Source organism: Georgenia phoenicis (assembly GCF_047302425.1).
Classification (GTDB): Bacteria; Actinomycetota; Actinomycetes; order Actinomycetales; family Actinomycetaceae; genus Oceanitalea.
In genome coordinates, this window is the sequence record NZ_CP154855.1 from 2,340,459 (window position 1) to 2,364,918 (window position 24,460).

The following is a 24,460-nucleotide window of genomic DNA, read 5'->3' on the forward strand; positions in this document are numbered from 1 at the left end:
TATACTCGAGCAATGGTCACCAGCAGCGGCACCGAGCGCGCCCGCACCACGCTGGCCTACCTCCGCCGGCAGATCACCACCGGCACGTGGGAGGTCGGCACGCGCATCCCGATCGAGCCCGAGCTCGCCGAGACCCTCGGCGTGGGCCGCTCGACCATTCGCGAGGCCGTCCGGTCGCTCGCCAGCATCGGCATGCTCGAGACCCTGCCCGGGCGCGGCACCTTCGTGCGCTCCAGCGCGCCGACGAGCGCCGTCCTCTCGGAGTTCCTCACCGCCTACACGCTGGAGGAGCTGCTCAGCTACCGCCGCGCCCTGGAGGTCGAGGCGGCGCAGCAGGCCGCGCTGCACCGGACGGCGGAGGACGTCGCGGCGCTCGAGGCCTCGGTCGCGCAGTCGCTGCGCGAGGGGCACTGCCCGGCGCTGGGCTCCCAGGAGACGACCGTCGAGCTCGCCTCGCGCTTCCACTACCTCCTCTTCGACGCCGCGAAGAACCGACTCCTCGCCTCGCTGTACGCGGGGATCACCGAGAAGCTCGCCGAGCCCGGCCACGTCGAGCGCCTCACCCACGCAGGCGACGCGCACTCGATGCAGGTGGAGCACGAGCGGATCGTCGACGCCGTCCGCCGGGGTGACTTCATCGACGCCGTGCACGCCATGGCCGACCACATGGACAACGACCTCGTCATCATCACTCCCGACGACGAGATCATCCCGCCGCTGCGCCGCTCCCCGGTGGACGTGGAGCGGATCGCGGCGGCGCGGGCGCAGGAGCGCGAGCGGACCTGAGGCTCAGCCGGCTGCAGAGAAGAAGACGGTGTTGCCGCCCCAGCCGGTGCTCAGGGTCCACAGGCCGTCCGCGCCGGTGGGCACCGTGACGCAGACGTTGCCCTCGGCGGTGCCGCCCTCGTAGAGCTCGTCGACGTCCATGAGGTCGCCGGGGATGACGCCGCAGCTGTCGGTGTAGGTGCGCGCGTCGCTGCCGACGAACTGGACGGACAGGTCCATCCACGGCAGGCCGGTCTCGTCGCCGACGTAGGTGGCGGTCACCGGGACGAGGTAGTAGGCCATGCCCTCGGCCGGGGGCTCGTTGAACTGGTTCTCGGCCTGGATCTCCGCCCACGCCTCGCGCGGCACGCCGAGCGTCACGTCCCACTCGCCGTCGGTCACGGGCGTGCCCACGGGGTAGGGCGCACCGCGGGTGCCCTGCTCGCCGGCGGGGGCGTCCTCGGTCGCGGCCTCGGTGGGCTCCTCCGTGGCGGCGTCCTCGGCGGGGGCGCTGGTCGGCTCGTCGGTGCGCGCGATCGGGGTGGGCTCGGCGGCGGGTGCCGGGTCCTCACCGGCGCTGCCGATGCCGATCCCGGCGACGAGTCCGATGACGCCCGTGGTCGCGGCGACCGCGGCCACCTGCCAGCCCTTCATGCCGCGCCGCGGCGGCTGCGGGGCACCGGGCGCCGTGGGGTAGGCGGCCTGGTAGCCGGGGCCGGCCGGCGGTGCGTACGAGGACGACGGCGCGGTGCCGTAGGGCGGCGGCGGGACGGACCCGGGAGGCGTGACGGGGAGGTAGGGCTCGGGCTGCTGGCCGTCTGGGGTACTGCTCATGATCTCGTCTCTCCTCGCCGAGCGGTCGGTCGCACCGTTCCGATCGGCACACCGGCGGCCTTCTTGAGGCATCCTCAGGCGACCCGGGAGATGTCGAGCAGGTAGCGCTCAGCTGGGCTGCCGCCGGACTCGTGCGTGCTGCTGGTGTGTCCGGGGAGCGCCGGTGCCCGGGAGCGGTACCGGTGCCCGGTGGGTGTGGTGGTTTCCACGGTGTGGCCCGACTGCTCGTCCGGGGGCCCCGCGCGGGTGCGCCAGCCGGGCGCCTGCTTGGCGTAGTTGCAGGCCTCGCAGTAGCCCTGGAGGTCCTCGGCACTGGTCCGGCCACCTTCGGCCCACGGGGTCACGTGGTCGACGTGCCGTACCGTCGCGTCGCACCACGAGGTCCTGCACGTCTGGTCGCGGGCGGCGATGAAGCGGGCCAGCCCCGGTGGGACGGCGCGGCGCCGGGAGTCCATCTGGACCAGCTGGCCGGTGCTCGGGGCGGTGAAGAGCCTGCGCAGCCACACGCCCGTGCGCCCGGCGATCCGCGCGCCGCCCAGGCGACGTGCCACCAGGCGCCGCGCCCAGCCGGCGGGCACGGTGCCGTAGCCGGGGACGTGGGCGGGCTCGTCCTCCCCGGCGAGCAGCGCGCGCTCGGTCATGACGAGCTGGACCTCCACCGGCACGTCGTCCGCGGTGGCCTGCCCGGTGACGCGCTCGACGAGGGTGTCGGCCATGACCTGTCCGCGGCTGCGCGAGTCTCCCTGGGCGCGGGCGGTGTTCGCGGCCGCGGTGAGGGCGGCGAGCACGGCCACCCCCTGCGCCACGGGCAGCAGACCGGTGAGGTAGCTCATCGTGTCCGGGGCCGGGCGCAGGGTGACGCACCGTTCCGCCTCGGCCTTCCGCGCCCGGCGAACCACGGACGCCGCGTCGAGGCGGTAGGCCACCTGCTTGGCCCGGGCGACGAGCTGCCGGTCCCCCAGGCCCTCCAGCTGCTGCGGGTCCGCGGCAAGCTCGGAGTCGAAAGCCGTCCGGTCGGCGACGGAAAGGCAGGCCGACTCGCGCACGAGCAGCGTGGCCCGCCACTCGCTGAGCCGACCCTCCTGCAGGGCGCGGTAGGTGTGCGGCATCTCGACGACCAGCGCCTTGGCCAGCCCGAGGAGCCGCCCGCCCCGGTGCGGGGACTCGCGGCGTGCCAGCGCCACCTGGGCACCAACGCCGGCACCCCGTCGGGACAGCGGGACACCGCCCCTCGCCTGCTCCGCACGCTGGGACGCGTCGAGGTCGACCGCCAGCCGCGCCTGGGCGGCGCACGCCGCCGACTTCAGCTCCTCGAGGGCACGCAGCAGGTCGACGCGCTCGGTGTCGGTCACCGCTCGGTCGACCTCGCCCAGCACCGCCCGCCACGACTCGAGCGCCGCCACGGTGAGCGGGCCTGACGGCACGCTGCCGGCAGGGGTGGTGCCCCTCCCACCGTCCGGTGCTGCGCCGTCGTCGTCCATGTGACCGACGTTACAGACAGGGTCTGACATTCGGCCTCGACCGATGCACAGCGACTGCTCACCACATGTTCGGCGACACCCGTAGTGAGCCGGTGGGGTCGCCGTCATGAGAACGCGTGACCGTCACTCGAGGCGTCGCCGGATGCGTCGGAGACGGCGGCGCGACGATGCACCCGCTGTCCGTGTCACCGAACACGTGCAGCGACTGCGGCTCGTGGTGCCAGAGCCAGGCCAGGTACGCGCACATGACGGCGTCGACCTCGTCCTCGACCCGGTCGAGATGCATCGGCCGCGTGGCCTCCTCGACGGCCCACCGCACCTCGCGCCACCGCTCGTTGGCCGGCAGGTCAAGGGCCGCGATTCCCTCCATGAGCCGCAGCAGCTCGAGCAGCGCCTCGCGCCGCGTCATGACCGGACCGCTCTTGTACTTGAGGATCCGGCCGAGCTCGAAGAGCCCGACCATGGCCGCGTGCGGGTACACCTCGATCGCGCCGGGGCGCTCGGGGGTCGCGCGGTGGGCCGGGTCGGTCGCCCACCCGTGCCGCGTCGCCAGACTCCACGCCCGCGGCGGGTCGAAGTACGCGATCGACCGGTTGCTGGCGTGGCCGCTCGCGTCGTACCGGCCGTAGACCCGCCCGACCAGCCGCTCGCACGCGCGCATGCCGGTCTGGTTGGGGACGACGAGCGGCGCGTCGATCGCGACGTTGACGACGGCGGCGGGCAGGGTCGCCAGCCACTCGTCGATCTCGACGTCGGAGACAGCGCTGCCGGACGCGACGAGCGCGCCCGAGGCGTCCACGGTAGCCAGACCGGTGCGCCGTCGCGTGCTCCACGCGAGGTCGATGCCGATATGCACTATCGCCCCGTCGACTCCCGCACCACGAGCGAGTGCGGCACGACGACGTCGGCCAGGTTGACGTCGTCGCCGTCGATGAGCCCGAGCAGGCCGTCGACCGCCTGCTGCGCGATCGCGCTCTTGTCCGGCGACACCGTGGTGATCGACGGCACCGAGAAGCGGCTGAGCGCGATGTCGTCCCAGCCGGTGACGAGGAGGCGGCCCGGGACGTCGATCCCGAGCTCGGCGCAGGCGCGCAGCGTGCCGAAGGCGAGGAGGTCGTTCATGCAGGCGACGGCGTCCGGGAGCGGCCCGCGGCTCAGCTCCTCGAGGCCGAGGCGGTCGGCCCAGGTGAGGAAGCGGCGGTCGGGGACGCGCTGGTGGATGCGCACGGTGTTGAAGCCGAGGTCCTTGCTCAGCTGGAGGTCCACCCGCAGCGCGTCGGGCGAGGGCGGGGTGAGGTAGCTCTGCGCCCAGTACCCCTGGTCGAGGACGGCGCGCACGTAGGTGGGGCGGTCGTTGACGCGCAGGTACTGGCCCTCGACGTCGACCTTCCGCAGTCCCACGTAGGAGACGACCTCGTCGGTCGCCGCCTGGGTGCGCAGGCGGACGGTGGCGTCGAGCAGCGTCGGCGTCTCCGGGCTCCACACGAGCCCGGGCCACTCCATGCGGTTGCGCAGCTCCGGCAGGTGGAGGGTGACCTCCGCCGTCGGGCCGGAGACGGCGACCTCCGCCCGGGTGAGCGGTGCGCCGTCGAGCGCGAGGTCGACGGAGGCCGTAGCCCCCGGGGCGAGCCAGCCGGAGAAGGTGAGCTCGCAGCGGACGGTGGCGGCGTCGAGATCGCTGTCCCAGCGCAGCTCGGAGACGTGGGCGCGCGGGACGGCCTCCATCCACACGTCGCGCCAGATCCCGTTGGAACGCTCGTACCAGATGCCGTGGGCCGTCTCGCGCCAGTCCTGCTTGCCGCGCGGCTGGCTGAGGTCCTCGCGCCGGTCCTCCGCGCGGACGACGACGGTGACCGGCTCGGTGCCGCGCTCCAGCTGGACGGTGAAGGGCGTGAAGCCACCTTCGTGAGAGGCGGCGTGCTGCCCGTCGACCCACACGTCGGCCCGGTAGTCGACGGCCTCGAAGTGGAGGAGGAGGACGTCGCCGTCGGCGAGGTGGGCGAGCTCCTCGGCCGTGACCGTCCGGCGGTACCAGACGACGTCGACGGCGTGCTCGGCGGCGACGCCGGACAGCTCGCTGCCGGGCGGGAAGGGGACCTGGATGGTGTGCGCGAAGGGGTGGTCGTCACGGTGCCAGCCGCGCTGGGTGCCGATCTCCTCGGGGTCGGGGGCGAACTGCCACTCCCCGCCCAGGTCGAGCCATGCCGGCCGGCACAGCATCGGCCGGGGGTACCCGTCGTCGCACCAGGCGGTAAAACCACTCACCCGCACTCAACTTCGTCGTCATCGCGGGGAGACTGACGCAGCTTTGCTTCGTAGCACACATCGGCTGCACGACGCCGGGGCCAGGGTCCCGAACAGCGAAGGCTCCCGGCCCGCCGTATCGTCGAACGATGAGCACCACCGCCCCCGCCGGCCACCGTCTGGGCGACCGCTTCGCCCGCGAGCTGCCCGAGCTCGCCGTGCCCTGGCGGGCGGCGGACGCCCCGAGCCCCGCGCTGCTCTTCCTCAACGAGCCGCTCGCCACCGAGCTGGGCCTCGACCTGGACGAGCTGCGCAGCGAGGAGGGCACCGGCCTGCTCGTCGGGACCCGCGTACCCGCCGGGGCCACCCCGGTGGCCATGGCCTACGCCGGCCACCAGTTCGGCTCCTACTCCCCCCGCCTCGGTGACGGCCGCGCCCTCCTGCTCGGCGAGCTCACCGACACGAGCGGCCGGCTGCGCGACCTCCACCTCAAGGGCTCGGGCCCCACGCCCTTCGCCCGCGGCGGTGACGGGTACGCCGCCGTCGGCCCGATGCTGCGCGAGTACGTCGTCAGCGAGGCCATGCACGCGCTCGGCGTGCCGACCACCCGCTCTCTCGCCGTCGTCGCCACGGGTGCCACGGTGCGGCGCGAGACGCTGCTGCCCGGTGCGGTGCTCGCGCGCGTCGCCGCCAGCCACCTGCGCGTGGGCACCTTCCAGTACGCGCGCGCCACCGGCGACCACGAGCTCCTGCGCCGCCTCGCCGACCACGCGATCGCGCGCCACCACCCGCACGCCGCCGTGGCGGAGAACCCGTACCTTGCGCTCGTCGAGGCCGTCGTCGGCACCCAGGCGGCGCTCGTCGCGCATTGGATGCTCGTCGGCTTCGTCCACGGCGTCATGAACACCGACAACATGACGATCTCCGGGGAGACCATCGACTACGGGCCGTGCGCCTTCATGGAGGCCGTCGACCCGGCCACCGTCTTCAGCTCGATCGACGCCCGCGGCCGCTACGCCTACGGCAACCAGCCGGCCGTCGCCCAGTGGAACCTCGCCCGCCTCGCCGAGGCGCTCCTCCCCCTCGTCCACACCGACGACGACGAGGCCGTCCGCCTCCTCACCGACCTCGTCAACACCTTCCCCGCCCGGTACAGCGCCGCATGGACGGCGGGCATGCGGGCCAAGCTCGGGCTCGCGGAGGACGACGACGGCGCGGACCGGCTGGCCACCGACCTCACCGCGCTCCTCGTGGCCGCCCGTCCGGACCACACGACCTTCTTCCGCGCCCTCACAGCGGCCGCCCGCGGCGACTCGGGCCCGGTCCGCGAGCTGCCCGGGTTCGACGCCCGCCTGGGCCGGTGGCTCGAGCAGTGGCGGGCCGCGAACCCGGACCCCGCGCTCATGGCGAGCCACAACCCGGTCTACATACCGCGCAACCACCTCGTCGAGGAGGCGCTGGACGCCGCGACCGCCGGGGACCTCGGCCCCGTCCGCGAGCTGCTCGACGTCGTCACGCGCCCCTACGAGGAGCGGCCCGGTCTCGAGCGGTACACCGAGCCCGCGGAGCCCGACACGCCGTTCATCACCTACTGCGGCACCTGAGGTCCGCGCGGCGAGCCTGCACGGCAGGGCGGCGCGGGCGGTGAGGATGAGCGACGTGGACCTGTGGGTGCTGGCGGCCGTGCTCGGCGCCGTCGTGCTCGGCGCCGTCCTCCAGCGCACGAGCGGCATGGGCACCGGACTGGTCGTCTCCCCCACCTTCGTCCTGCTCATCGGCCCGGTCGCGGGCGTCATGCTGACCAACGTCACGACGGTCGTCTCGGCGCTCGCGCTCGCCGTCGTCATGCGCCGCGACATCGACTGGCCCCGCTTCTGGCGCATCGCGCCGACGATCGTCATCGGCTCCGTCCCCGCGGCGCTGCTCGTCGGCGCCGTCGACGCCGGGTGGCTGGAGGTCGTCATCGGTGCAGCGCTGCTGCTCGCGCTCGCCCCGATGGCACTGTCCTGGCAGCTGCCCGACCTCGGCCGCGCCGCCGCGCCCGTCGCCGGGCTCACCGGCGGCTTCCTCAACACGGCCGTCGGCGTCGGTGGGCCCGCCGTGCTGCTCTACGCCCAGGCCACCCGGTGGGCGCAGCGGGCCTTCGCCGCGACGCTCCAGCCCGTCTTCCTCACGATGGGCGTGGTCTCCCTCGCGACCAAGACGCTCATCGGTGCCGCCTCGGGCGCCGCCGGTCTGCCGCAGTGGCCGCTCGTCGTCGCCGCCGTCGCCTCCGTCCCGCTGGGCGTCCTCGTCGGTGGCCGGGTGGCCCGCCACGTCACCCCGGCGACGGGCCGGCGGGTCGCCGTCGCCGTCGTCGTCCTCGGTGCCACGGCGACCCTCGTGCGGGGCGTCCTGGCCGTCACCTGACGCAACTCGCCCGGCGAAGTTGACCACCGATGTCTGTGACCCGTGGCACAGTGGCGCCCAGCCACTGCCGCACGACACCCGGGGAGACCACATGGACCAGCTCGGCGAGGACCTCAGCCAGTTCTTCGGGGACGTCTCCGGGGTGGTGTGGGGACCCTTCGTGCTCATCCCGCTGCTCTTCGGCGTCGGTCTCTTCCTCTCGATCCGGCTGCGCGGCCTGCAGTTCCGCAAGCTCGGCGCCGCCCTCCGCCTCGGCATCATCAAGCGCCGCGACGTCGGAGCCGACGACGGCGACGTCTCCCAGTTCCAGGCGCTCACCACCGCCCTGGCCGCGACCGTCGGGACCGGCAACATCGTCGGTGTCGCCACGGCCATCGCCATCGGCGGGCCCGGTGCGCTGTTCTGGATGTGGGTCACCGGCCTCGTCGGCATGGCCTCGAAGTACACCGAGGCCTTCCTCGGCGTCTACTACCGGCGCACCGACGCGGCCGGCGAGAAGTCCGGCGGCCCGCAGTACTACCTCGAGCGCGGCATCCGCGGCCCGCTGGGCAAGGTGCTGGGTCTCGCGTTCACGATCGCGGCGATCATCGCCTCCTTCGGCATCGGGAACATGACCCAGGGCAACTCGGTCGCGGGCAACCTCGACCGCTCCTTCGGCGTCCCGCCGTGGGTGACCGGCGTCGTCCTCAGCGTCTTCGCGCTCGTCGTCCTCGTCGGCGGCATCAAGTCGATCGGCAAGGTGACCGCCGGCTTCGTGCCGATCATGATCGTCTCCTACGTCCTCGGGGCGCTGTTCATCCTCATCGTCAACGTCGCCGACCTGCCCGCGGCGATCGCCCTCATCTTCACCGACGCCTTCTCCGGCACGGCAGCCACCGGCGGCTTCGTCGGCTCGACGATCATCATCGCGGTCCAGATGGGCGCCGCCCGCGGCATGTTCTCCAACGAGTCCGGCATGGGCTCGGCGGCGATCGCGGCCGCGGCGGCCAAGACCTCCCACCCGGTGCGTCAGGCGCTCGTGTCGATGACCCAGACCTTCATCGACACGATCGTCGTCGTCACCTTCACGGGCCTGGTCATCGTCACGACCGGCGTGTGGGACACCGGTGAGGAGGGCGCGGCCACGATGACGGGCGAGGCCTTCACCCACGGCCTGCCCGGCGACTGGGGCCACTACATCGTCACCATCGCCCTGTCGATGTTCGCCTTCTCCACCGTGCTCGGCTGGGCCTACTACGGGGAGCGCTGCATCGAGCGGCTCGTGGGGCGCCGCGGCGTCATGCCCTACCGCGTGGTCTTCTCGCTCGTCGTCTACATCGGCTGCACGGTATCCCTCGAGGTGGTGTGGAACTTCTCCGACGTCATGAACGGCCTCATGGCCATCCCCAACCTCATCGGCCTCGTCATCCTCTCCGGGCTGGTGGCGCGGGAGACGAAGAACTACCTGGCCAACGACCCGCAGCTCAGCGCCACCACCGACGAGGTGCGCGCCTTCTCCCCGAGCCCCTTCGCCGACGATGTCGACACGGTCGTCCGCTGAGCGCTAGACTCGCCCCGACCCCCGGGGAGCGCCACACGGCGCTGAGAGTGCGGAACGTCCGCAGACCCGTCAACCTGATCCGGTTCGTACCGGCGTAGGGAGCAGGGCACCTGTCGGCGTGGCGCCGCCAGGGCTTCGAGGTACCCCTGGGGCCTGAGAGGGCCCACGATGACCACCACCCAGAGCACGACCCAGCCGACCGCCGCGCCCGAGCAGCTCGGGATCGGCGCCCGCTTCAGCATCCACCCCCACTGCGACGACTTCGTCCCCGTCATCCTCGGCGCGCTCGAGGACGCCGAGCAGGCCGGCCTCACCGACGGGCTGGTCCTCGAGACCGACGACGTGAGCACCTACGTCGGGGCTACGGAGGCGCCGGCCGAGGAGCGCCTCGTGCGCTACCTCGCCGCCGTCGTCGCCGGGGCCTCCCGCCTCAGCGGCGGGGGGCACGTCGTCGCCCACGTCCTGCTCTCCCGCGGCTGCCCGGGCGAGCGGACCTGCGACCTGCGCGTCACGAGCCTGCCGAGCCCGGAGCCGGTGAGCGTCGAGCCGACCGGGGTGGCCGCCGTCGCCCAGTGGTCCCTGTACCCGCTGCTCGACGGCGGCGATGGCGACGGCGACCACATGGCGCACATCGAGGCGGCCATCGCTGCCGCCCAGCGCCGCGGGACCGCGGCGTCCGCCGCGCACTACGCCACGAGGCTGAGCGGCGACGTCGCCGAGGTGCTGGCCACCGCCGTCGACGCGTGGGCGCAGGTCGGTGCCCAGGTGCCGCACGTCGTCTCCCACCTCACCGTGTCGGTCGGCTCCCCGAGCGCGGCGGCGGCCCGGTGACCGGCGCACCGCTGCCGGCACCGGTCCGGCCACGAAAGCCGTTCTGGGAGCTCAAGGACCTCATGCTCATGGTCGTGCTCGGGGTCGTCTTCGGCTTCGTGTACTGGGCCCTGGTCCAGGCGTGGAACGGCCTCGCCGTGCTCATGGGCCCGGCCGGCGACCTCGCGCAGCACGTCCTCTTCGGCGGGTGGCTGCTCGTCGCGCCGATCGTCATCGCGATCGTCCGGCGCCCCCTCGCGGGGGTGGCCGCGGAGGTCATCGCCTCCGTGGTCGAGGTGATCTTCCTCGGCTCGCCGGTCGGGCCCACGCTCGTCGTCGCGGCCGCGATCCAGGGCCTGGGCAGCGAGCTCGCCTTCGCCGCGACCCGCTACCGCAGGTTCGGGTGGACCGTCTTCGCCGTGTCGGGACTGCTCGGCGCGGGGCTCGTCTTCTTCTACTCGGCCTTCCGCTCCGGTTGGTACGGGCAGGACATCCTCGCCCTGCGCCTCGTCCTCCAGCTCGTCTCGGGGGTCGCGCTCGGCGGCCTGCTTGCCAAGGTGATCGTCGACGCACTGGCCCGGACGGGCGTCGTCGACAACTTCGCGATCGGCCGGGAGGAGGCCACCCGTGGCTGAGGACGCCGTCGTGCTCGCGGACGTCACGGTCCGCGTCCCGCGCCGGACCGCGCCGGTGCTGGAGGAGATCAGTCTGCGGGTAGCCGCCGGTGAGCACGTCCTGCTGCTGGGGCCCTCAGGCTCGGGGAAGTCGACGCTCCTGCACTGCATCACCGGCGTGGTCCCCCACACCGTCGCCGCACAGCTCTCGGGGACGGTCGCGACCTGCGGCACCCGCACGACGGAAACGAGCGTCGTCGAGCTGTCCCGCCACGTGGGGGTCGTCGCCCAGGACCCGACGGCCGCGGTGTGCCTGCCGACGGTCGAGCAGGAGCTGGCCCTGCCCCTGGAGAACCATGCCGTCGAGCCGGCGGCCATCGACGAGCGGATCGAGGCGGCGCTGCGCGTCGTGGGTGCGGCCCAGCTGCGCGAACGGGCGACCGGGGAACTGTCCGGCGGGGAGTCCCAGCGGGTGGCCCTCGCGGCGGCACTGGTCACCGAGCCGGACGTGCTCCTGCTGGACGAGCCGACGTCGATGCTCGACGCGGCCGGCGTCGCCGACGTCCGCGGCGCCCTGGCCGCCGCGACCGCGCCCGGCGACACGACGGTGGTCGTCGTCGAGCACCGGCTCGACGACCTCGCCGGGGACGGAGGCACGCTGCCCGCACGCGCCGTCGTCGTCGACGAGGGCGGCCGGCTGGTCGCGGACGGCCCCACGGACCGGGTCCTCGACGAGAACGCGGTCGAGCTGCTGCGGGCGGGCTGCTGGCTGCCGCTTGCGTCGGAGCTGCGGGCAGTCGGCGGCCTCGCCGGCGGCCTGCCCGCCAACCGGGCGCTGCTCGAGCGCCTCGCGCAGGAGGATCCCGACGGCGCAGCCGCCGCTGCCCGCGCCGCCCCGCGGGAACCCGTGCTGCGTGCCACCGGCCTCGCCGTCTCGCGGCATACCGGCACCAACGTCCTCACCGGGGTCGACCTCACGCTCCACGCCGGTGAGGTCGTCGCCCTGCTCGGACGCAACGGCAGCGGCAAGACCACCCTCCTCCTCACCCTGGCCGGCCTCCTCCCGCCCGCGGCCGGCGGGGTCGAGGGCCCGCGCGCCGGCATGGTCTTCCAGAATGCGGAGCACCAGTTCGTCGCGCACACGGTCGCCGAGGAGGTCGGTCACGGCCTACCCGGCCCCGCCGAGGACACCGTCCGCCGTCAGCTCCGCCGCCACCGGCTCGAGCACCTGGCGGAGCAGAGCCCCTTCCGGCTCTCCGGAGGGGAGAAGCGGCGGCTCAGCCTCGCCGCCATGCTCGCCCACGACCGTCCCTGCCTGTTCGCCGACGAACCCACGCTGGGCCTCGACCGCCGGGACACCGTCGCCACGGCGTCCGCGCTCCGTGACGCCGCTGCCGAGGGACGCGCCGTCGTCGTCTCCAGCCACGACCTGAGGACGGTGCTCGGCCTGGCCGACCGCGTCGTCGTGCTCGGTGAGGGCACCGTGGTCGCCGACGGCCCGACCATCCCGGTGCTGCGTGACCCGGAGGTCCGCCGGCGGGGCGGCCTCGTGCTGCCGCCCCTCGTCACGTGGCTGGTGGAGGAGGTGCGCGACGGACCGGCGGTCCGGCGCGTGCTGGCGAACCTGGACGCGGCCGTGGGCATCGACCGCCCGGCGCCGGCCGGGGTGGCGCGGTGAGCACGATCCCGGCGCTGGAGCGCCGCAACCCGACGGTCAAGCTCGGGCTCGTCGTCGTCATCTCCTTCGTCGTGATGTTCGTGCTCGACCCGTGGACCCCGGCCGTGCTGTACCTGCTCGCCCTCACCGGCGTGGCAGCCTCGACCCGCACCGGACCACGGACGCTCCTGGTGGCACACGTGCCCTTCGCTGCCTTCGCGCTGGGCGTGCTCGTCGTCAACGCCCTCAGCCGCCCCGGGGAGATCCTCTGGCAGGCGGGCGTGCTCCGGGTGACGACCGAGGGACTCACCGTGGGCGCCGCGCTCGCGGTGCGCACCCTGCTGGTCGGGGTGCTGGCGATCGGGTTCCTGGTCTCGACGGATGCCGTCGCGCTCATGCACAGCCTCCGGCAGAACGCCCGGCTCAGCCCCCGCGTGGCCTACGCGGTGCTTGCCGGGCACCGGCTGCTCCAGGACATGCCTCGTGAGTGGGCGACCATCCAGCAGGCCCACGCCGTGCGAGCACCGCTCCGCCGCGGCGGCGGACCCCCGCGCGGGCCGCGTCATCTCGCCCGGGTGGTGTTCTCGCTGCTCGTCGTGAGCGTGCGACGCGGCGAGCGGATGGCCCAGGCCCTGGAGTCCCGCGGCCTGGGCCTGCACCCGCGCACGACCTGGCGGCCGGTCCACGTCACCCCGGCGGACTGGGCGCTGGCCGCGTCCGTGCTCGCCGTCGTGGCGCTGGTGCTCCTGGGCAGTGGGTGGCTGGGCGTGCTGCGCGGTCCGGCGGCCCTGACGGGCTGAGCCGGGCCGCGCAGCTGCCGGCCTGTCAGTGGCGGTGGACCCCGAGCGTGTCGGTGCCGTTGCCGTCCCAGTCCCCGACGATGACGGAGTCCCCGGGGCGGCCGTAGGTCTGCACGATGTCGGCCTTGCCGCCGGCGATCGAGTTCTTCACGTGGTACGTCGCGGCGCGCCGCACCCCGAAGGTGTCCTGGCCGTTGCCGTTCCAGTCCCCCACGACGACCGTGTCGCCCGCGCGGCCGTAGGCGATGACGTGGTCCGCCTTGCCACCGGCGATGGCGTTCTTCACGTGGTAGGTGGACTGCCGCCGCACGGTCAGGGTGTCGCGGCCGTCCCCGTTCCAGTCACCGACGTGAACCTCGTCGCCCTCCCATCCGTAGGCGATGACGTAGTCGGCCGCCCCGGAGGTGATGGAGTTCTTCATGTAGTACGTCTTGCCCCGCCTGACCGCCAGACTGTCGCGGCCGTCCCCGTCCCAGTCGCCGACGAGAACCTCGTCGCCGACGCGGCCGTAGCCGACGACCCAGGGCTCGGCCCCGGCCTCGTTGCTGTTGTAGACGTGGAAGACGTTGCCCACGCGCAGGGCGAGGGTGTCCTCGCCGTCGCCGTCCCAGTCGCCGGAGTAGACCTCGGTCGAGCGGTTGCCGAGGGCGAACTCCTTGCTCGCGAGCGGACCCCAGTCGTTGTTGAGGTAGACGGTGCTCGTGTGCACGAGCCCGCCGTACACGGCCGCGCGGTCGTTGGCGGCGCGCGCCAGCCAGCCGAGCCGCGAGTAGATGTCGTTGCCCGGGCAGGCGGTGGACGAGACATCGCGGTGGCCGAAGACGCGGTTGAGGCCGCTCCTGTTCTGGCCCGTGGCCTGCGGAACGTAGGGCGTAGTTGCGTCGATGCCCGCGCGCCCGAACTGCCAGCCGAGGATCTCGGCCATGGCGTTCATCGCGGCAGCCGGGACGCCGACCTTCGTGTAGTCGCCCATGACGCTCAGGCCGACGGTGCCGGTGTTGTAGGGCGCGGCGTGGGCGCCGACGGGCATCTTGCCGTCGGGCGAGGCGAGGGAACCGCTGCGGCCCTCGTAGACGCGGCCCCACTTGTCGATGAGGAAGTTGTAGCCGATGTCGCCCCAGCCGCGGGTGATCGCGTGGTAGCTGTAGATGCCCCGGACGACGCTCGCGCTCTGCGACTGGGTGTAGTTGTTCGATCCCGCCGTGTGGTGGATGACGGCGCCCTGGAGGTTCGCGTAGGAGGGGCGCCACGTCATCTGCGACTCGTTCGCGCCCCACCCGGAGCGGCTGATGACCGCGGGCCGCGGGGCGGTGCTGCTGGCGACGGCGGCGGTGCGCGCGCTGGCGACTCCCTGCGGCGCCGCCACGGTGCGGGCCGCGGCCGCGGTGGTCGTCTGCTGCTGGAACGGGAGCGGCGCCGGCTCGGGCGCGGGTGCCAGCGGGTCGGTCTGGGGCACGGTCGCGGCGACCGGTGCGTCGTCCTCGAGGACGACCTCCTCCTCGGCGGGCCACTCGGGCATGAGGTTGAGGCGCAGGTTCGCCGGCAGGTCCTCCGGGTCACCGGAGACCTGGACCTGCACCGCCTCGGCGCCCGCGGCGACGTACGGCTCGGTGCCACCGGTCGTGGTCGCCTCGTCGCTCGCTTGCTCGGCCTCGAGCTGCGACCAGTCCTGCCACTCCCCGTTCTCCATCACGCGGATGAAGACGGCGGCGTCCGGGGCCAGCGCGTCCGCGCCGTCCCAGGTGACGCCGGCGACGTAGAACTCGTCGGTGGCGATGGGGGCGGTGAGCACCGCGACGCCGTCCGTCTCGTTCGCGGCGTCGGACTGGGGGTCGGCGGTGGAGGCGCCCGCGCCGTCGTCGACGACGTCGTTCGCGGGGGCGTCGTCCTCGGCGGTGGGCGCAGCGGCGGTGTCCTCGTCGGTGCCAGGCTCGGCGGAGGCAGTGGCCGGGGCGTCTGCGGCGGAGGTGGGCGCGTCAGTGGCGGCTGCCGGGACGTCCGCGTCGGTGGTGGGCTCAGCAGTCGCCGCGACGTCCGCGTCGACGGCTGGGTCGGTGGAGACAGCGGCGACGGCAACGTCCGCGGCGGAGGCCGTCTCGGTGGCAGCCGGGGCGCTCATGCGGGTCCGCACGGCGGCGGGGGCCACGTCGGCCGTCCCAGCCGCAGGGGCCGGGGTGCTCTCCTCCGTGGACACGTCGCCGGACGCGGTGGCCTGCGCCTCGTCGTCCTGCAGGGGCTCCAGCCCGTCGACCGCCAGCTCCGTGAGGTCACGGTCCGCGGACGTGAGCGCGACGACGGTCACCGGCTCCTCGGGCACGCTCTGCGCACCGGCGAGGGGCGTGAGGCCGCCGAGCAGCAGCGACGTGACGACGAGCGTGGGGCCAGCGGACCTGAGCAGAGGCATGAAGACGAACTTCCGAGTGGACGGCGAGGGGCGGCGCACAGAGGCGTCCCCGGGTATATCGGCTAGGCCGGACGATATATCAGTAATCCACACGAGTCACATGTGTCACACCAGTCACAGGCTACATAATCCGGCGCGTCCGACGAGGCCTGCGCGCTAGCCTCGGCGCCATCTCGCCGGCCCCGGCGGGGACGCCGAGGCAAGGACGCAGGTATGAGCAGCACCCCGGAGCAGCAGGCAGCGGACCACGTCGTGTGCGCCACGTGCGCGGTCGAGTACGGCAGCGGGCCGCTGCCCGAGGTCTGCGTCATCTGCGACGACGAGCGTCAGTGGGTGCCACGCAGTGGCCAGGTCTGGACGACGGTGGGCGAGCTGGCAGCAGCCGGGCACCGCACCGTCGTCGAGGAGCTGGAGCCCGGGCTGATCGGGATCGGCACGGAGCCGGGCGTCGGGATCACGCAGACCGGCAAGCTCCTCGTCACAGAGCACGGCAACCTCCTGTTCGACGTCCCGGGCTACATCGACGACACAGCGGTCGCGGCCATCGCATCCCATGGCGGACTCACGGCGATCGTGGCCAGCCACCCGCACATGTACGGCGTCCAGTCGCTGTACAGCCGGGCCTTCTCCGACGCCCCGATCCTCGTCGCCCGGGCGGACGCCCAGTTCCTGCCCTACCGCCCGCCCGCCGTGCAGCTGTGGGACGAGGCCCACGAGATCCTCCCCGGCGTCCGCCTCGAGCAGATCGGCGGGCACTTCCCGGGCAGCACCGTCGCCCACTTCACCGGGGCCGACGGCCGCGGCGTGCTGCTCGCGGGTGACGGCATCTTCCCCGGCCCCGACGGCCGCAGCGTCAGCTTCCTGCGCAGCTACCCCAACCGCATCCCGCTCTCGGCCGCCGTCGTCCGGCGCATCGCCGACCAGGTCGCCCGCCTCGACTTCGACCGGCTCTACAACAACTTCCGCGGCGTCGTGCCCGAAGGGGCCGGGGACGTCGTCGAGCGTTCGGCGCAGCGGTACGTCGACTGGGTCAGTGGCCGCTTCGACCACCTCACCTGAGCAGCACAAATTGCGTTGAGCCCTTCGGCCGACGTCCAGGACCCTGCTGCCATGAGGCCCTTCGGAGAGCTCGTGCACGAGGCAGCCCACGCCGATGTCGGCGGGTGGGACTTCGCGTGGCTCACCGGGCGCGCCACCGAGGAACGGCCACCGTGGCGGTACAGCCGCGTCCTGGCAGAGCGGCTTGCCCAGGCGAGCTCGGCGCTCGACGTCGACACCGGCGGCGGCGAGGTGCTCGCCGAGGCGCCGGTGCTCCCCCCGACGATGGTCGCGACCGAGAGCTGGCCCCCGAACTTCGAGCGCGCGCGCCGGCTCCTCGGCCCCCGTGGCGTCCGTGTCGTCCGGACCGACGACGGCGCACCGCCCCCCTTCGCCGACGCCACCTTCGACCTCGTCACCTGCCGGCACCCGGTCCGGCCGGACTGGTCGCAGATCGCCCGCGTCCTCGCACCGGGCGGGCACTACGTCGCGCAGCACGTCGGCCCGGACTCCGCCGTCGAGCTCATCGAGCACTTCACGGGACCGCTCCCCCGCGGCGAGGACGGCCGCGACCCGCACCGCGAGGCGGCGGCAGCAGTGGCCGCCGGGCTCGACGTGGTGTCGCTCGAGTCGGCCCGCTGCCGCATGGTTTTCCACGACGTCGGTGCCGTCGTGTGGATCCTGCGCCGGTGCGTGTGGTGGGTCCCCGACTTCTCCGTGACGCGGTACGAGCGCGCGCTGCGCGAGCTCGACGCGCAGCTGCGCGGCGGCCGGGCCCTCGTCACCCACTCGACCCGTCACCTCGTCGTCGCGAGACGGCCGGCGTAAAGAGAAAGGACCCGCCGGCTCGTGGCTCTCGCCGACGATCCTGCGGGTCCTGCTGTGTCCGAGGGGGGACTTGAACCCCCACGCCCTAATACGGGCACTAGCACCTCAAGCTAGCGCGTCTACCTATTCCGCCACCCGGACGAGTGGTGTTCCAGCAACCGGGGCCGCTGGCGACGTCCCAAAAGATAGCACGGCCCGGAGGGCGGTTTCGAACCCGAACGGGCCTCGCGGCCCGAGTGTGGTGAGCGCCACGACCGGCGCCCTGCGCCCACCGGGGACCGCACCGTCGTGTCACCGGGCTGCTGCGCGCCCGGTGCGCCACACTGGGCACGTCCAGCACTCGAGGAGGCCGCGGAATGAGGCTTTTCGGCAAGGTCCGCTCGAGCCGGCCCACGCCCGGCGACGTCGCAGCGGACGGTGCGCCGTCGCCATCCGCGTCCGAGCGGAGTCTGGCCAGGGCCGCGCGGCTGCCGCGGGTGTCGTCGTCCGCGGGGCGGGTCTCGGTGCGCCGCATGCCGGAACGGGCGATGCACGCCGAGCGGGACCCTTTCGACGTGCCGCGCTGGCTGCGCCGCTACGGGCTCATGTCGTGGCTGTTCATCGGGATCGTCGTCGTCGTGGCGATGATCGTCTTCGCGACCACCCGCATCCAGGCGGTGTTCATCGCCGTCTTCCTCGCACTCGTCGTCACCTCGGTGCTGTACCCCGTGGTGAGCGCGCTCGCGCGGGTGATGCCGCGCGCGCTGGCAACCGCCGTCGCCATGCTCGGCTCGCTGGCCGTCGTCGCCGGGATCCTCACCTACGTCATCAGCTCCGTCGCCGGGCAGTGGGAGGACCTGGCTGACCAGTTCGGCCAGGGCATCGACGACATCTTCGAGTTCCTCGAGACCGGCCCGCTACCGGTCCACTTCACCCAGGCCGAGATCTACGACTGGATCAACGGGCTCGTCGCGCAGGCGCAGGAGTACGTGTCGGAGAACGCCGGCACCCTGGCCGGCCAGGTGCTGAGCAACGCGGGCGCCGTCACGCTTATCTTCACCGTCCTCGCGCTGAGCATCTTCGTCACCGTCTTCTTCCTCCTGCGCGGCGGGGACATGTGGCGCTGGTTCATCAACCAGCTGCCGGCCCGCTCCCGGGAGAACGTCCACCGCGCGGCCAGCTCGGGCTGGTACACCTTCGCCGGGTACGCGCGCGGCACCGTCATCATCGCCACCGCCGACGGCGTGCTCGCCTTCATCCTCCTGCTCATCGTCGGGGTGCCGCTCGCCGCCCCGCTCGCCGTGCTCGTCTTCATCGGCGCGTTCATCCCGCTCATCGGCGCGCCGCTCGCGATGATCATCGCCGCCGTCGTCGCGCTGGCCGCCGGGGGGATCGTCGACGCCCTCATCGTCACGGTGGGCGTCGCGCTCATCGGCCAGATCGAGGGGCACCTGCTCCAGCCGCTCGTCATGGGCCGCCAGGTCTCCCTCCACCCGGTGGTCGTCGCGCTCGGCGTGACGGCGGGAACCTTCCTCGCGGGCCTGCTCGGGGCGATCATCGCCATCCCGGTGCTCGCCGTCATCTGGGCCGTCTACTCCGCGCTCCACGTGCCGGACCCGCCCGTGGAGGGTCCGCTGCCCGACCCCCGCGGCATCGCCGAGGGCGTCAACCGCCAACGGCAGCGCCACAACGAGCGCGGCGCCGACAACGGCACCGACGTCGCGCGGGCCGGCCACCCGACCGTGGGCGGGATGCACAGCTAGCGTCACCGGAAGTCGCGCGAGCGGGAGGCCACCTGGAGCGGCAGGTTGCGCACGTGGTCGGCGACGAGGTTGAGCACGCCGTCGCCGCGCTCGACCGTCCCGCGCACGACGAGCGCCGCGCTCGTGCGGGCGACCTGCCGGTAGCGCGCCCACAGGCCCGGGCTGCACACGACGTTGAGCAGCCCCGTCTCGTCCTCCAGGGACAGGAAGGTGACGCCGCCCGCCGTCCCCGGCCGCTGCCGGTGGGTGACGACGCCGGCCACCTCCACCCGGACGCCCACCTCGTGGCTCGCCAGCTCGGCGACGGTGCGGATGCCCTGCGCGGTGAGATCGGGACGCAGGAACTGGGTGGGGAAGCTGTCGGTGGACACCCCGGTGGCCCACACGTCGGCGACGGCGGTCTCCAGCTCGTCCATCCCCGGGAGCATCGGCGCCTCGAAGCCGACGGCGGTGTGCGGCAAGGTGGCGTGCTCCCCCGCCAGCACCCCCGCGGCCCACAGCGCCTCGCGCCGCTCCAGGCCGAAACAGTCGAGGGCGCCGGCCGTGGCCAGCGCCTCCAGCTGGGCGGCGGTGAGCCGCACCCGGCGGGCGAGGTCGGCGAGGTCGGCGAAGGGACCGTTCGCCTCGCGCTCCGCGACGACCCGCTCGGCCGTCTTCTCCCCGATGCCGCGGACCGGCGCCAGGCCGAGCCGGACGGCCAGGTGCGGGTGCGGGTCGACGAGCACGTTCCCGCCCCTCTCCCCGCCGGGAGCCGAGCTGTCACTTCGCTCGACGACGGCCTGGGCCTGGGAGACCTGGACGTCGGCACGCAGCACCCGCACCCCGTGGCGGCGGGCGTCGGCGACGAGGGTCTGCGGGGAGTAGAAGCCCATCGGCTGGGCGGCGAGCAGCGCGGCGTAGAAGGCCTCGGGATGGTGGACCTTGAGCCAGGCGCTGGCGTAGACGAGGTAGGCGAAGGAGAAGGCGTGGGACTCGGGGAAGCCGAAGTCCGCGAAGGCCTTGAGCTTGTCGTAGATCTGGTCGGCGACGTCCCCGGTGATCCCGTTGCGGGCCATGCCCTCGAGCAGCCGCCCACGCAGCGCCTCCATCCGCTCGGTGGAGCGCTTGGAGCCCATCGCCTTGCGCAGCTGGTCGGCCTCCCCCGGGCTGAAGTCCGCGACGTCGATGGCGATCTGCATGAGCTGCTCCTGGAAGAGCGGCACCCCGAGCGTCTTGGACAGCGCCGGCTCGAGCAGCGGGTGGAGGTAGGTGACCTCCTCGCGGCCGCGGCGGCGGTTGATGTACGGGTTGACCGAGTCGCCCTGGATCGGGCCGGGGCGGATGAGGGCGACCTCGACGACGATGTCGTAGAAGTTCCGCGGCCGCAGGCGCGGCAGGGTGGCCATCTGGGCACGGGACTCGACCTGGAACAGGCCCACGGTGTCGGCCGCGCAGAGCAGGTCGTAGACGCGGGGGTCCTCCTGCGGCAGGGAGTGCAGGCCCACCGGCGGGGTGCCGGGGGCGGCGTGCTCGTTGACCTCCGCGAAGGCGAGGCGCAGGGCGGTGAGCATGCCCAGGCCGAGGAGGTCGAACTTCACCAGACCGGCGTCGGCGCAGTCGTCCTTGTCCCACTGCAGGACGGTGCGCCCGGGCATGGTGGCCCACTCGACCGGGCAGACCTCGACGACGGGCCGGTCGCACAGCACCATGCCCCCGGAGTGGATGCCCAGGTGGCGGGGCAGGCGCAGCATCCGCTCGGCGATGTCGACGACGTCGTCGGGGATGCCGGCGACGTCGTCGGCAGGCGCGGGGCCGCGTCCGTCACGCGTCTTGGGACCGCCACCCTCGGCGGCTCCCGAGCCACCGCCGTCGTCGGGGCTGCGCAGGCTGCGCCACCGCTCGATGGACTTGCTCCACGCGTCCTGCTGGCCGAGGTCGTAGCCGAGGGCGCGGGCGGCGTCGCGGACCGCCGAGCGGGGCCGGTAGGAGATGACGTTGGCGACCTGCGCGGCGTGGGTGCGCCCGTAGCGCTCGTAGACGAACTGGATGACCTCCTCACGGCGCCCGGACTCGATGTCGAGGTCGATGTCCGGTGGACCGGAGCGGCCCGGGGAGAGGAAGCGCTCGAAGAGGAGCCGGTGCTGGACGGCGTCGACGGCGGTGATGCCCAGCGCGAAGCACACCGCGGAGTTCGCCGCCGAGCCGCGGCCCTGGCACAGGATCCCCTGCTCGCGGCAGAAGTCGACGATCTCGTGGACGATGAGGAAGTAGCCGGGGAAGTCGAGGTCGGTGATGACCTGGAGCTCGTGCTCGATCATCGCGTAGGCGCCGGGGATGCGTTCGGCCCCGCGCGGCCCGTAGCGCTCGGCCGCGCCGCGGTAGGTGAGCTCGCGCAGCCAGGTGGCCTCGGTGTGCCCGGGCGGGACCGGGTGCGGGGGCAGGTTGGGTGCGACGAGGGCGAGGTCGAAGGCGCACTCGGCCCCGAGGTCGGCGGCCGTCGTCACCGCCTGCGGGTGGCGGGCGTGGATCGCGGCCATCTCGACGGCGGAGCGCAGGTGGGCGGCGGTGGGCGGGCGCCAGCCGTCGATCTCCTCGAGGGTGGCGCGGGCGCGGACCGCCGCGAGGACGTCGGCGAGCGGCTGGTCGGCGGGGCGGGCGCAGTGGACGGCGCCGGTCGCCACGAGCGGGAGACGGGCCGCGGCGGCGAGCTCGGCGAGGGCGTCGTTGCGGGCGGAGTCGAGGGGGTCCCCGGTGTCGGTGATCTCGACGGCGACGTTGTCCCGGCCGAAGAGGGCGGTGAGCTCGTCGAGGGCCGCGCGGGCGGCGCCCGGGCCGCCGGCCTCCAGGGCACGGCGCACCGCACCCTTGCGGCAGCCGGTGAGGACGAGCCACTGCCCGTCCGCGGCCTCCGCGAGCGCCGGCAGGCGGTAGTCGCTGCGCCCCTTCTCCCCCGTGGCGAGGTGGGCCTCGGCGATGGCGCGGGACAGGCTGCGGTAGCCCTGTGGTCCGCGGGCCAGGGCGAGGAGGTGGGTGCCGGGCGGGTCCATCTGGCCGGTGGCACGCTCGGCGGCCCCGAGGGTGAGCTCGGCACCGATGACGGCGGGCAGCCCGATCCGGCGGGCGGCCTCGGCGAAGCGGACGACGCCGTAAAGGCCGTCGTGGTCGGTGACGGCCAGGGCGGACAGGCCGAGGCGGTGCGCCTCGACCGCCAGCTCCTCGGGCTGGTTGGCGCCGTCGAGGAAGCTGAAGGTCGAGTGCGCGTGCAGCTCGGCGTAGCGCGGGGTCACCGCCACCACCTGTCGTACATGTGTTCGAGTGTACGCCCGTGGCGGCCGACCGTACCCGGCGCAGGTGAACGGGCGGTTAACGTATGCCTCTGCACGACCGATCAAAGGAACGATGACGAGCACCTCGCCCCGACACGCCCTCCCCCGCACGGCCCCGCGGATCCTGCGGTACGTCCTGCGCTTCGTCGTCCTGCCGCTCGCGGTCACCGTGCTGCTCGCCGTCGCCGTCGCCCGTGGGGTCGAGCTCGTCCACGCCCAGACCAGCTACCCGGTGACCCCGCAGGAGCGGTGGGAGGCACTCCCGCCCCAGGTGCACGTGCTCGGCGCCCTCACGGTGTGGCCCTTCGTCGCCCTCCTCCTCGCGGTCACCGGCTCGATGTGGGCGACGGCGATCCTCACCCTCGCGGCGGGCGCGCTCATCGCCGTCGCGGACTACCAGAAGATGGTCCACCGCAGCGAGCCGCTGTTCCCCTCGGACATCGAGTACCTCCGCAGTGCACGCATGCTCCTCGAGTCGGCGGGCATCAGCCCGGCCCTCGCCGTCGGTGCGGTCGTCGTCGTGCTCCTGGGCCTGGCCGCCGTCGCGGTCCTGGCCTGGCGCCGCCGCGGCAGGCGCGGGAACGAGGCCCGGTGGTTCCGCTGGGGCTCGCGCCTCGCGCTCGGCGCGGCCGGCATCGCCGGCGTCGTCGTCATCTCGGGCTTCAACAGCCCGGACAACCCGCTCCGCCAGGCCTACGAGGACGTGCCGGTGACGTGGGCGCCGTGGAACCAGGTCCAGAACTACGCGCAGAACGGCTTCGTGGCCGGCGCCCTGTACAACGTGCCCGGGCCCGCGATGGAGCGGCCGGAGGGCTACGGCGAGGAGCGGATGGAGGAGCTCGTCGCCACCTACGAGCAGGTGGCCGCGGAGCTCAACGCCACCCGTGAGGACGGCGCACTGGAGGACACCAACGTCCTCATCGTGCTCAGCGAGACCTTCTCCGACCCGACGTGGCTGGAGGGCGTCGAGGTGGCCGAGGACCCGATCCCGTTCACCCGCTCCCTCATGGAGGAGAACCCCTCGGGCCGGATGCTCGCCCGGGGCGTGGGCGGAGGCACCGCGACCGTGGAGTTCGAGGTGCTCACCGGCATGGCGGTGACGAACTTCCAGCCGCAGGTCAGCTCCCCCTTCCCGCAGGTGGTCCCTCACCACCCGCAGTTCCCCTCGATCGCCAGCTCGCTGAGCGAGACGCACGGCGCCCTCGCGATCCACCCCTACGCGGCGGGCTTCTACCGGCGCGACATCGTCTACCCGCGGCTGGGCTTCGACCGGGCGACCTTCCGGGAGGACATGGCTCACCGGGAGACGATCGAGAGCGGCCCCTACATCTCCGACGCCGCCACCTACCGCGAGGTGCTCGACGAGCTGCGCGCCTCGTCCGACCCGCTCGTGGTCAACGTCGTGACCATGCAGAACCACACCCCGCACGTCGGCAGCTACCCCGACCCCATCGACGTGAGCGGCCCCTTCGGGGAGGAGGACGCCGAGAAGCTGGGCCACTACCTGCGCGGCCTGCGGCACAGCGACGAGGCACTGGCCGATCTCCTCGCCGAGCTCGAGAGCCTCGAGGAGCGCACGGTCGTCCTCTTCTATGGCGACCACCTGTCCGCCACCCTGCCCGAGAGCGTGCGCACGGCGAACGAGGAGCAGCGGTTGCGCGAGACGCCGTGGTTCGTCTGGTCGAGCTTCGGCACCGCCGACGTCCAGGCCCCGCCGCTGCTCACCCCCAACCTCCTCCTGACGCAGCTGCTCGCCGCGGTGGACGCCCCGCTGTCCCCGTACGCCGCCCTGCTCACCGAGCTGTCGCAGGAGGTCGCCGGGCACCAGCGGGGAGCGCTGCTCGACGGGCAGGGCCGGCCCGTCAGCGAGGAGGATCTCTCCCCGCGCGCCCGCGAGCTCCTCGCGGACTACCGCCTGGCCCAGTACGACCTCTCGGTGGGCGAGCGGTACGCGGAGGAGGCACTGCTCGCGATGCCCTGAGGCACCCG

The 24,460-nt window shown here is 73.4% G+C and carries 18 protein-coding genes, 1 tRNA gene and 1 riboswitch; of the genes, 12 read left to right on the forward strand and 7 right to left on the reverse strand.

Going from position 1 to position 24,460, the window contains the following annotated elements; genetic code table 11:
• Positions 1–12 precede the first annotated feature (12 nt).
• Positions 13–786, forward strand: a complete 774-nt coding sequence (locus AA0005_RS11120; protein ID WP_413450235.1) for a FadR/GntR family transcriptional regulator — start codon at positions 13–15, stop codon at positions 784–786.
• 3 nt (positions 787–789) lie between these two features.
• Here AA0005_RS11120 and AA0005_RS11125 read toward each other — a convergent pair whose 3' ends face one another.
• From AA0005_RS11125 to AA0005_RS11140, 4 genes are all read right to left on the reverse strand, one after another.
• A complete protein-coding gene (locus AA0005_RS11125) occupies positions 790–1,599 on the reverse strand; it encodes a hypothetical protein (protein WP_413450236.1) in 810 nt (269 codons plus the stop codon).
• A gap of 74 nt (positions 1,600–1,673) precedes the next feature.
• Positions 1,674–3,080, reverse strand: coding sequence for a DUF222 domain-containing protein (locus AA0005_RS11130; protein ID WP_413450237.1), 1,407 nt, complete (start codon positions 3,078–3,080; stop codon positions 1,674–1,676).
• A gap of 58 nt (positions 3,081–3,138) precedes the next feature.
• Entirely contained in the window at positions 3,139–3,936 is a 798-nt protein-coding gene (locus AA0005_RS11135) for a DUF429 domain-containing protein (RefSeq protein WP_413450238.1), read from the reverse strand.
• Entirely contained in the window at positions 3,936–5,300 is a 1,365-nt protein-coding gene (locus AA0005_RS11140) for a substrate-binding domain-containing protein (protein WP_413450239.1), read from the reverse strand. The genes AA0005_RS11135 and AA0005_RS11140 overlap by 1 nt, the downstream gene beginning before the upstream one ends.
• 173 nt (positions 5,301–5,473) lie before the next feature.
• Here AA0005_RS11140 and AA0005_RS11145 point away from each other — a divergent pair, with 173 nt between their 5' ends.
• From AA0005_RS11145 to AA0005_RS11175, 7 genes are all read left to right on the forward strand, one after another.
• Positions 5,474–6,928, forward strand: a complete 1,455-nt coding sequence (locus AA0005_RS11145; protein WP_413450240.1) for a protein adenylyltransferase SelO — start codon at positions 5,474–5,476, stop codon at positions 6,926–6,928.
• Positions 6,929–6,974: 46 nt separating this feature from the next.
• A complete protein-coding gene (locus tag AA0005_RS11150) occupies positions 6,975–7,733 on the forward strand; it encodes a TSUP family transporter (protein ID WP_413450241.1) in 759 nt (252 codons plus the stop codon).
• 91 nt (positions 7,734–7,824) lie between these two features.
• On the forward strand, positions 7,825–9,273 hold the full coding sequence (locus tag AA0005_RS11155) for an alanine/glycine:cation symporter family protein (protein WP_413450242.1): 1,449 nt from the start codon (positions 7,825–7,827) through the stop codon (positions 9,271–9,273).
• A 12-nt stretch (positions 9,274–9,285) separates the two neighbouring features.
• Positions 9,286–9,393: riboswitch (TPP riboswitch) on the forward strand.
• A gap of 48 nt (positions 9,394–9,441) precedes the next feature.
• Entirely contained in the window at positions 9,442–10,104 is a 663-nt protein-coding gene (locus tag AA0005_RS11160; protein ID WP_413450243.1) for a YkoF family thiamine/hydroxymethylpyrimidine-binding protein, read from the forward strand.
• Positions 10,101–10,718, forward strand: a complete 618-nt coding sequence (locus tag AA0005_RS11165) for an ECF transporter S component (protein WP_413450244.1) — start codon at positions 10,101–10,103, stop codon at positions 10,716–10,718. The genes AA0005_RS11160 and AA0005_RS11165 overlap by 4 nt, the downstream gene beginning before the upstream one ends.
• Positions 10,711–12,375: an ABC transporter ATP-binding protein gene (locus AA0005_RS11170; protein WP_413450245.1), complete on the forward strand. Its 1,665-nt coding sequence runs from the start codon at positions 10,711–10,713 to the stop codon at positions 12,373–12,375. Before AA0005_RS11165 ends, AA0005_RS11170 begins: the two co-directional genes overlap by 8 nt.
• Positions 12,372–13,154 (forward strand): energy-coupling factor transporter transmembrane component T family protein, encoded by a 783-nt coding sequence (locus AA0005_RS11175; RefSeq protein WP_413450246.1) that lies wholly within the window; start codon positions 12,372–12,374, stop codon positions 13,152–13,154. The genes AA0005_RS11170 and AA0005_RS11175 overlap by 4 nt, the downstream gene beginning before the upstream one ends.
• A gap of 25 nt (positions 13,155–13,179) precedes the next feature.
• On the opposite strand, the gene AA0005_RS11180 is transcribed toward AA0005_RS11175, so the two are convergent.
• Positions 13,180–15,558, reverse strand: a complete 2,379-nt coding sequence (locus AA0005_RS11180) for an N-acetylmuramoyl-L-alanine amidase (protein ID WP_413450247.1) — start codon at positions 15,556–15,558, stop codon at positions 13,180–13,182.
• Between the two features lie 213 nt (positions 15,559–15,771).
• On the opposite strand from AA0005_RS11180, the gene AA0005_RS11185 reads away from it, so the two are divergent.
• Together AA0005_RS11185 and AA0005_RS11190 are read left to right on the forward strand one after the other, a co-directional pair.
• Positions 15,772–16,617 (forward strand): MBL fold metallo-hydrolase, encoded by an 846-nt coding sequence (locus AA0005_RS11185; protein ID WP_413450248.1) that lies wholly within the window; start codon positions 15,772–15,774, stop codon positions 16,615–16,617.
• A gap of 51 nt (positions 16,618–16,668) precedes the next feature.
• Entirely contained in the window at positions 16,669–17,424 is a 756-nt protein-coding gene (locus AA0005_RS11190; RefSeq protein ID WP_413450249.1) for a class I SAM-dependent methyltransferase, read from the forward strand.
• A 55-nt stretch (positions 17,425–17,479) separates the two neighbouring features.
• Here the strand turns inward: AA0005_RS11190 and AA0005_RS11195 are convergent.
• Positions 17,480–17,565 (reverse strand) — tRNA-Leu (locus AA0005_RS11195).
• A 215-nt stretch (positions 17,566–17,780) separates the two neighbouring features.
• On the opposite strand from AA0005_RS11195, the gene AA0005_RS11200 reads away from it, so the two are divergent.
• On the forward strand, positions 17,781–19,166 hold the full coding sequence (locus AA0005_RS11200) for an AI-2E family transporter (protein WP_413450250.1): 1,386 nt from the start codon (positions 17,781–17,783) through the stop codon (positions 19,164–19,166).
• Between the two features lie 2 nt (positions 19,167–19,168).
• On the opposite strand, the gene AA0005_RS11205 is transcribed toward AA0005_RS11200, so the two are convergent.
• Positions 19,169–22,432, reverse strand: a complete 3,264-nt coding sequence (locus AA0005_RS11205) for an error-prone DNA polymerase (RefSeq protein ID WP_413450251.1) — start codon at positions 22,430–22,432, stop codon at positions 19,169–19,171.
• 112 nt (positions 22,433–22,544) lie between these two features.
• On the opposite strand from AA0005_RS11205, the gene AA0005_RS11210 reads away from it, so the two are divergent.
• Positions 22,545–24,452 (forward strand): LTA synthase family protein, encoded by a 1,908-nt coding sequence (locus tag AA0005_RS11210; RefSeq protein WP_413450252.1) that lies wholly within the window; start codon positions 22,545–22,547, stop codon positions 24,450–24,452.
• Positions 24,453–24,460: the final 8 nt, after the last annotated feature.

Excerpts from the sequence above, each read along its gene's own strand:
- AA0005_RS11120 (WP_413450235.1), top strand. The coding sequence starts at position 13 with ATGGTCACCAGCAGCGGCACCGAGCGCGCCCGCACCACGCTGGCCTAC.
- AA0005_RS11125 (WP_413450236.1), bottom strand. The coding sequence starts at position 1,599 with ATGAGCAGTACCCCAGACGGCCAGCAGCCCGAGCCCTACCTCCCCGTC.
- AA0005_RS11130 (WP_413450237.1), bottom strand. The coding sequence starts at position 3,080 with ATGGACGACGACGGCGCAGCACCGGACGGTGGGAGGGGCACCACCCCT.
- AA0005_RS11140 (WP_413450239.1), bottom strand. The coding sequence starts at position 5,300 with ATGCTGTGCCGGCCGGCATGGCTCGACCTGGGCGGGGAGTGGCAGTTC.
- AA0005_RS11145 (WP_413450240.1), top strand. The coding sequence starts at position 5,474 with ATGAGCACCACCGCCCCCGCCGGCCACCGTCTGGGCGACCGCTTCGCC.
- AA0005_RS11150 (WP_413450241.1), top strand. The coding sequence starts at position 6,975 with ATGAGCGACGTGGACCTGTGGGTGCTGGCGGCCGTGCTCGGCGCCGTC.
- AA0005_RS11155 (WP_413450242.1), top strand. The coding sequence starts at position 7,825 with ATGGACCAGCTCGGCGAGGACCTCAGCCAGTTCTTCGGGGACGTCTCC.
- AA0005_RS11160 (WP_413450243.1), top strand. The coding sequence starts at position 9,442 with ATGACCACCACCCAGAGCACGACCCAGCCGACCGCCGCGCCCGAGCAG.
- AA0005_RS11180 (WP_413450247.1), bottom strand. The coding sequence starts at position 15,558 with ATGCCTCTGCTCAGGTCCGCTGGCCCCACGCTCGTCGTCACGTCGCTG.
- AA0005_RS11185 (WP_413450248.1), top strand. The coding sequence starts at position 15,772 with ATGAGCAGCACCCCGGAGCAGCAGGCAGCGGACCACGTCGTGTGCGCC.
- AA0005_RS11190 (WP_413450249.1), top strand. The coding sequence starts at position 16,669 with ATGAGGCCCTTCGGAGAGCTCGTGCACGAGGCAGCCCACGCCGATGTC.
- AA0005_RS11200 (WP_413450250.1), top strand. The coding sequence starts at position 17,781 with ATGAGGCTTTTCGGCAAGGTCCGCTCGAGCCGGCCCACGCCCGGCGAC.
- AA0005_RS11210 (WP_413450252.1), top strand. The coding sequence starts at position 22,545 with ATGACGAGCACCTCGCCCCGACACGCCCTCCCCCGCACGGCCCCGCGG.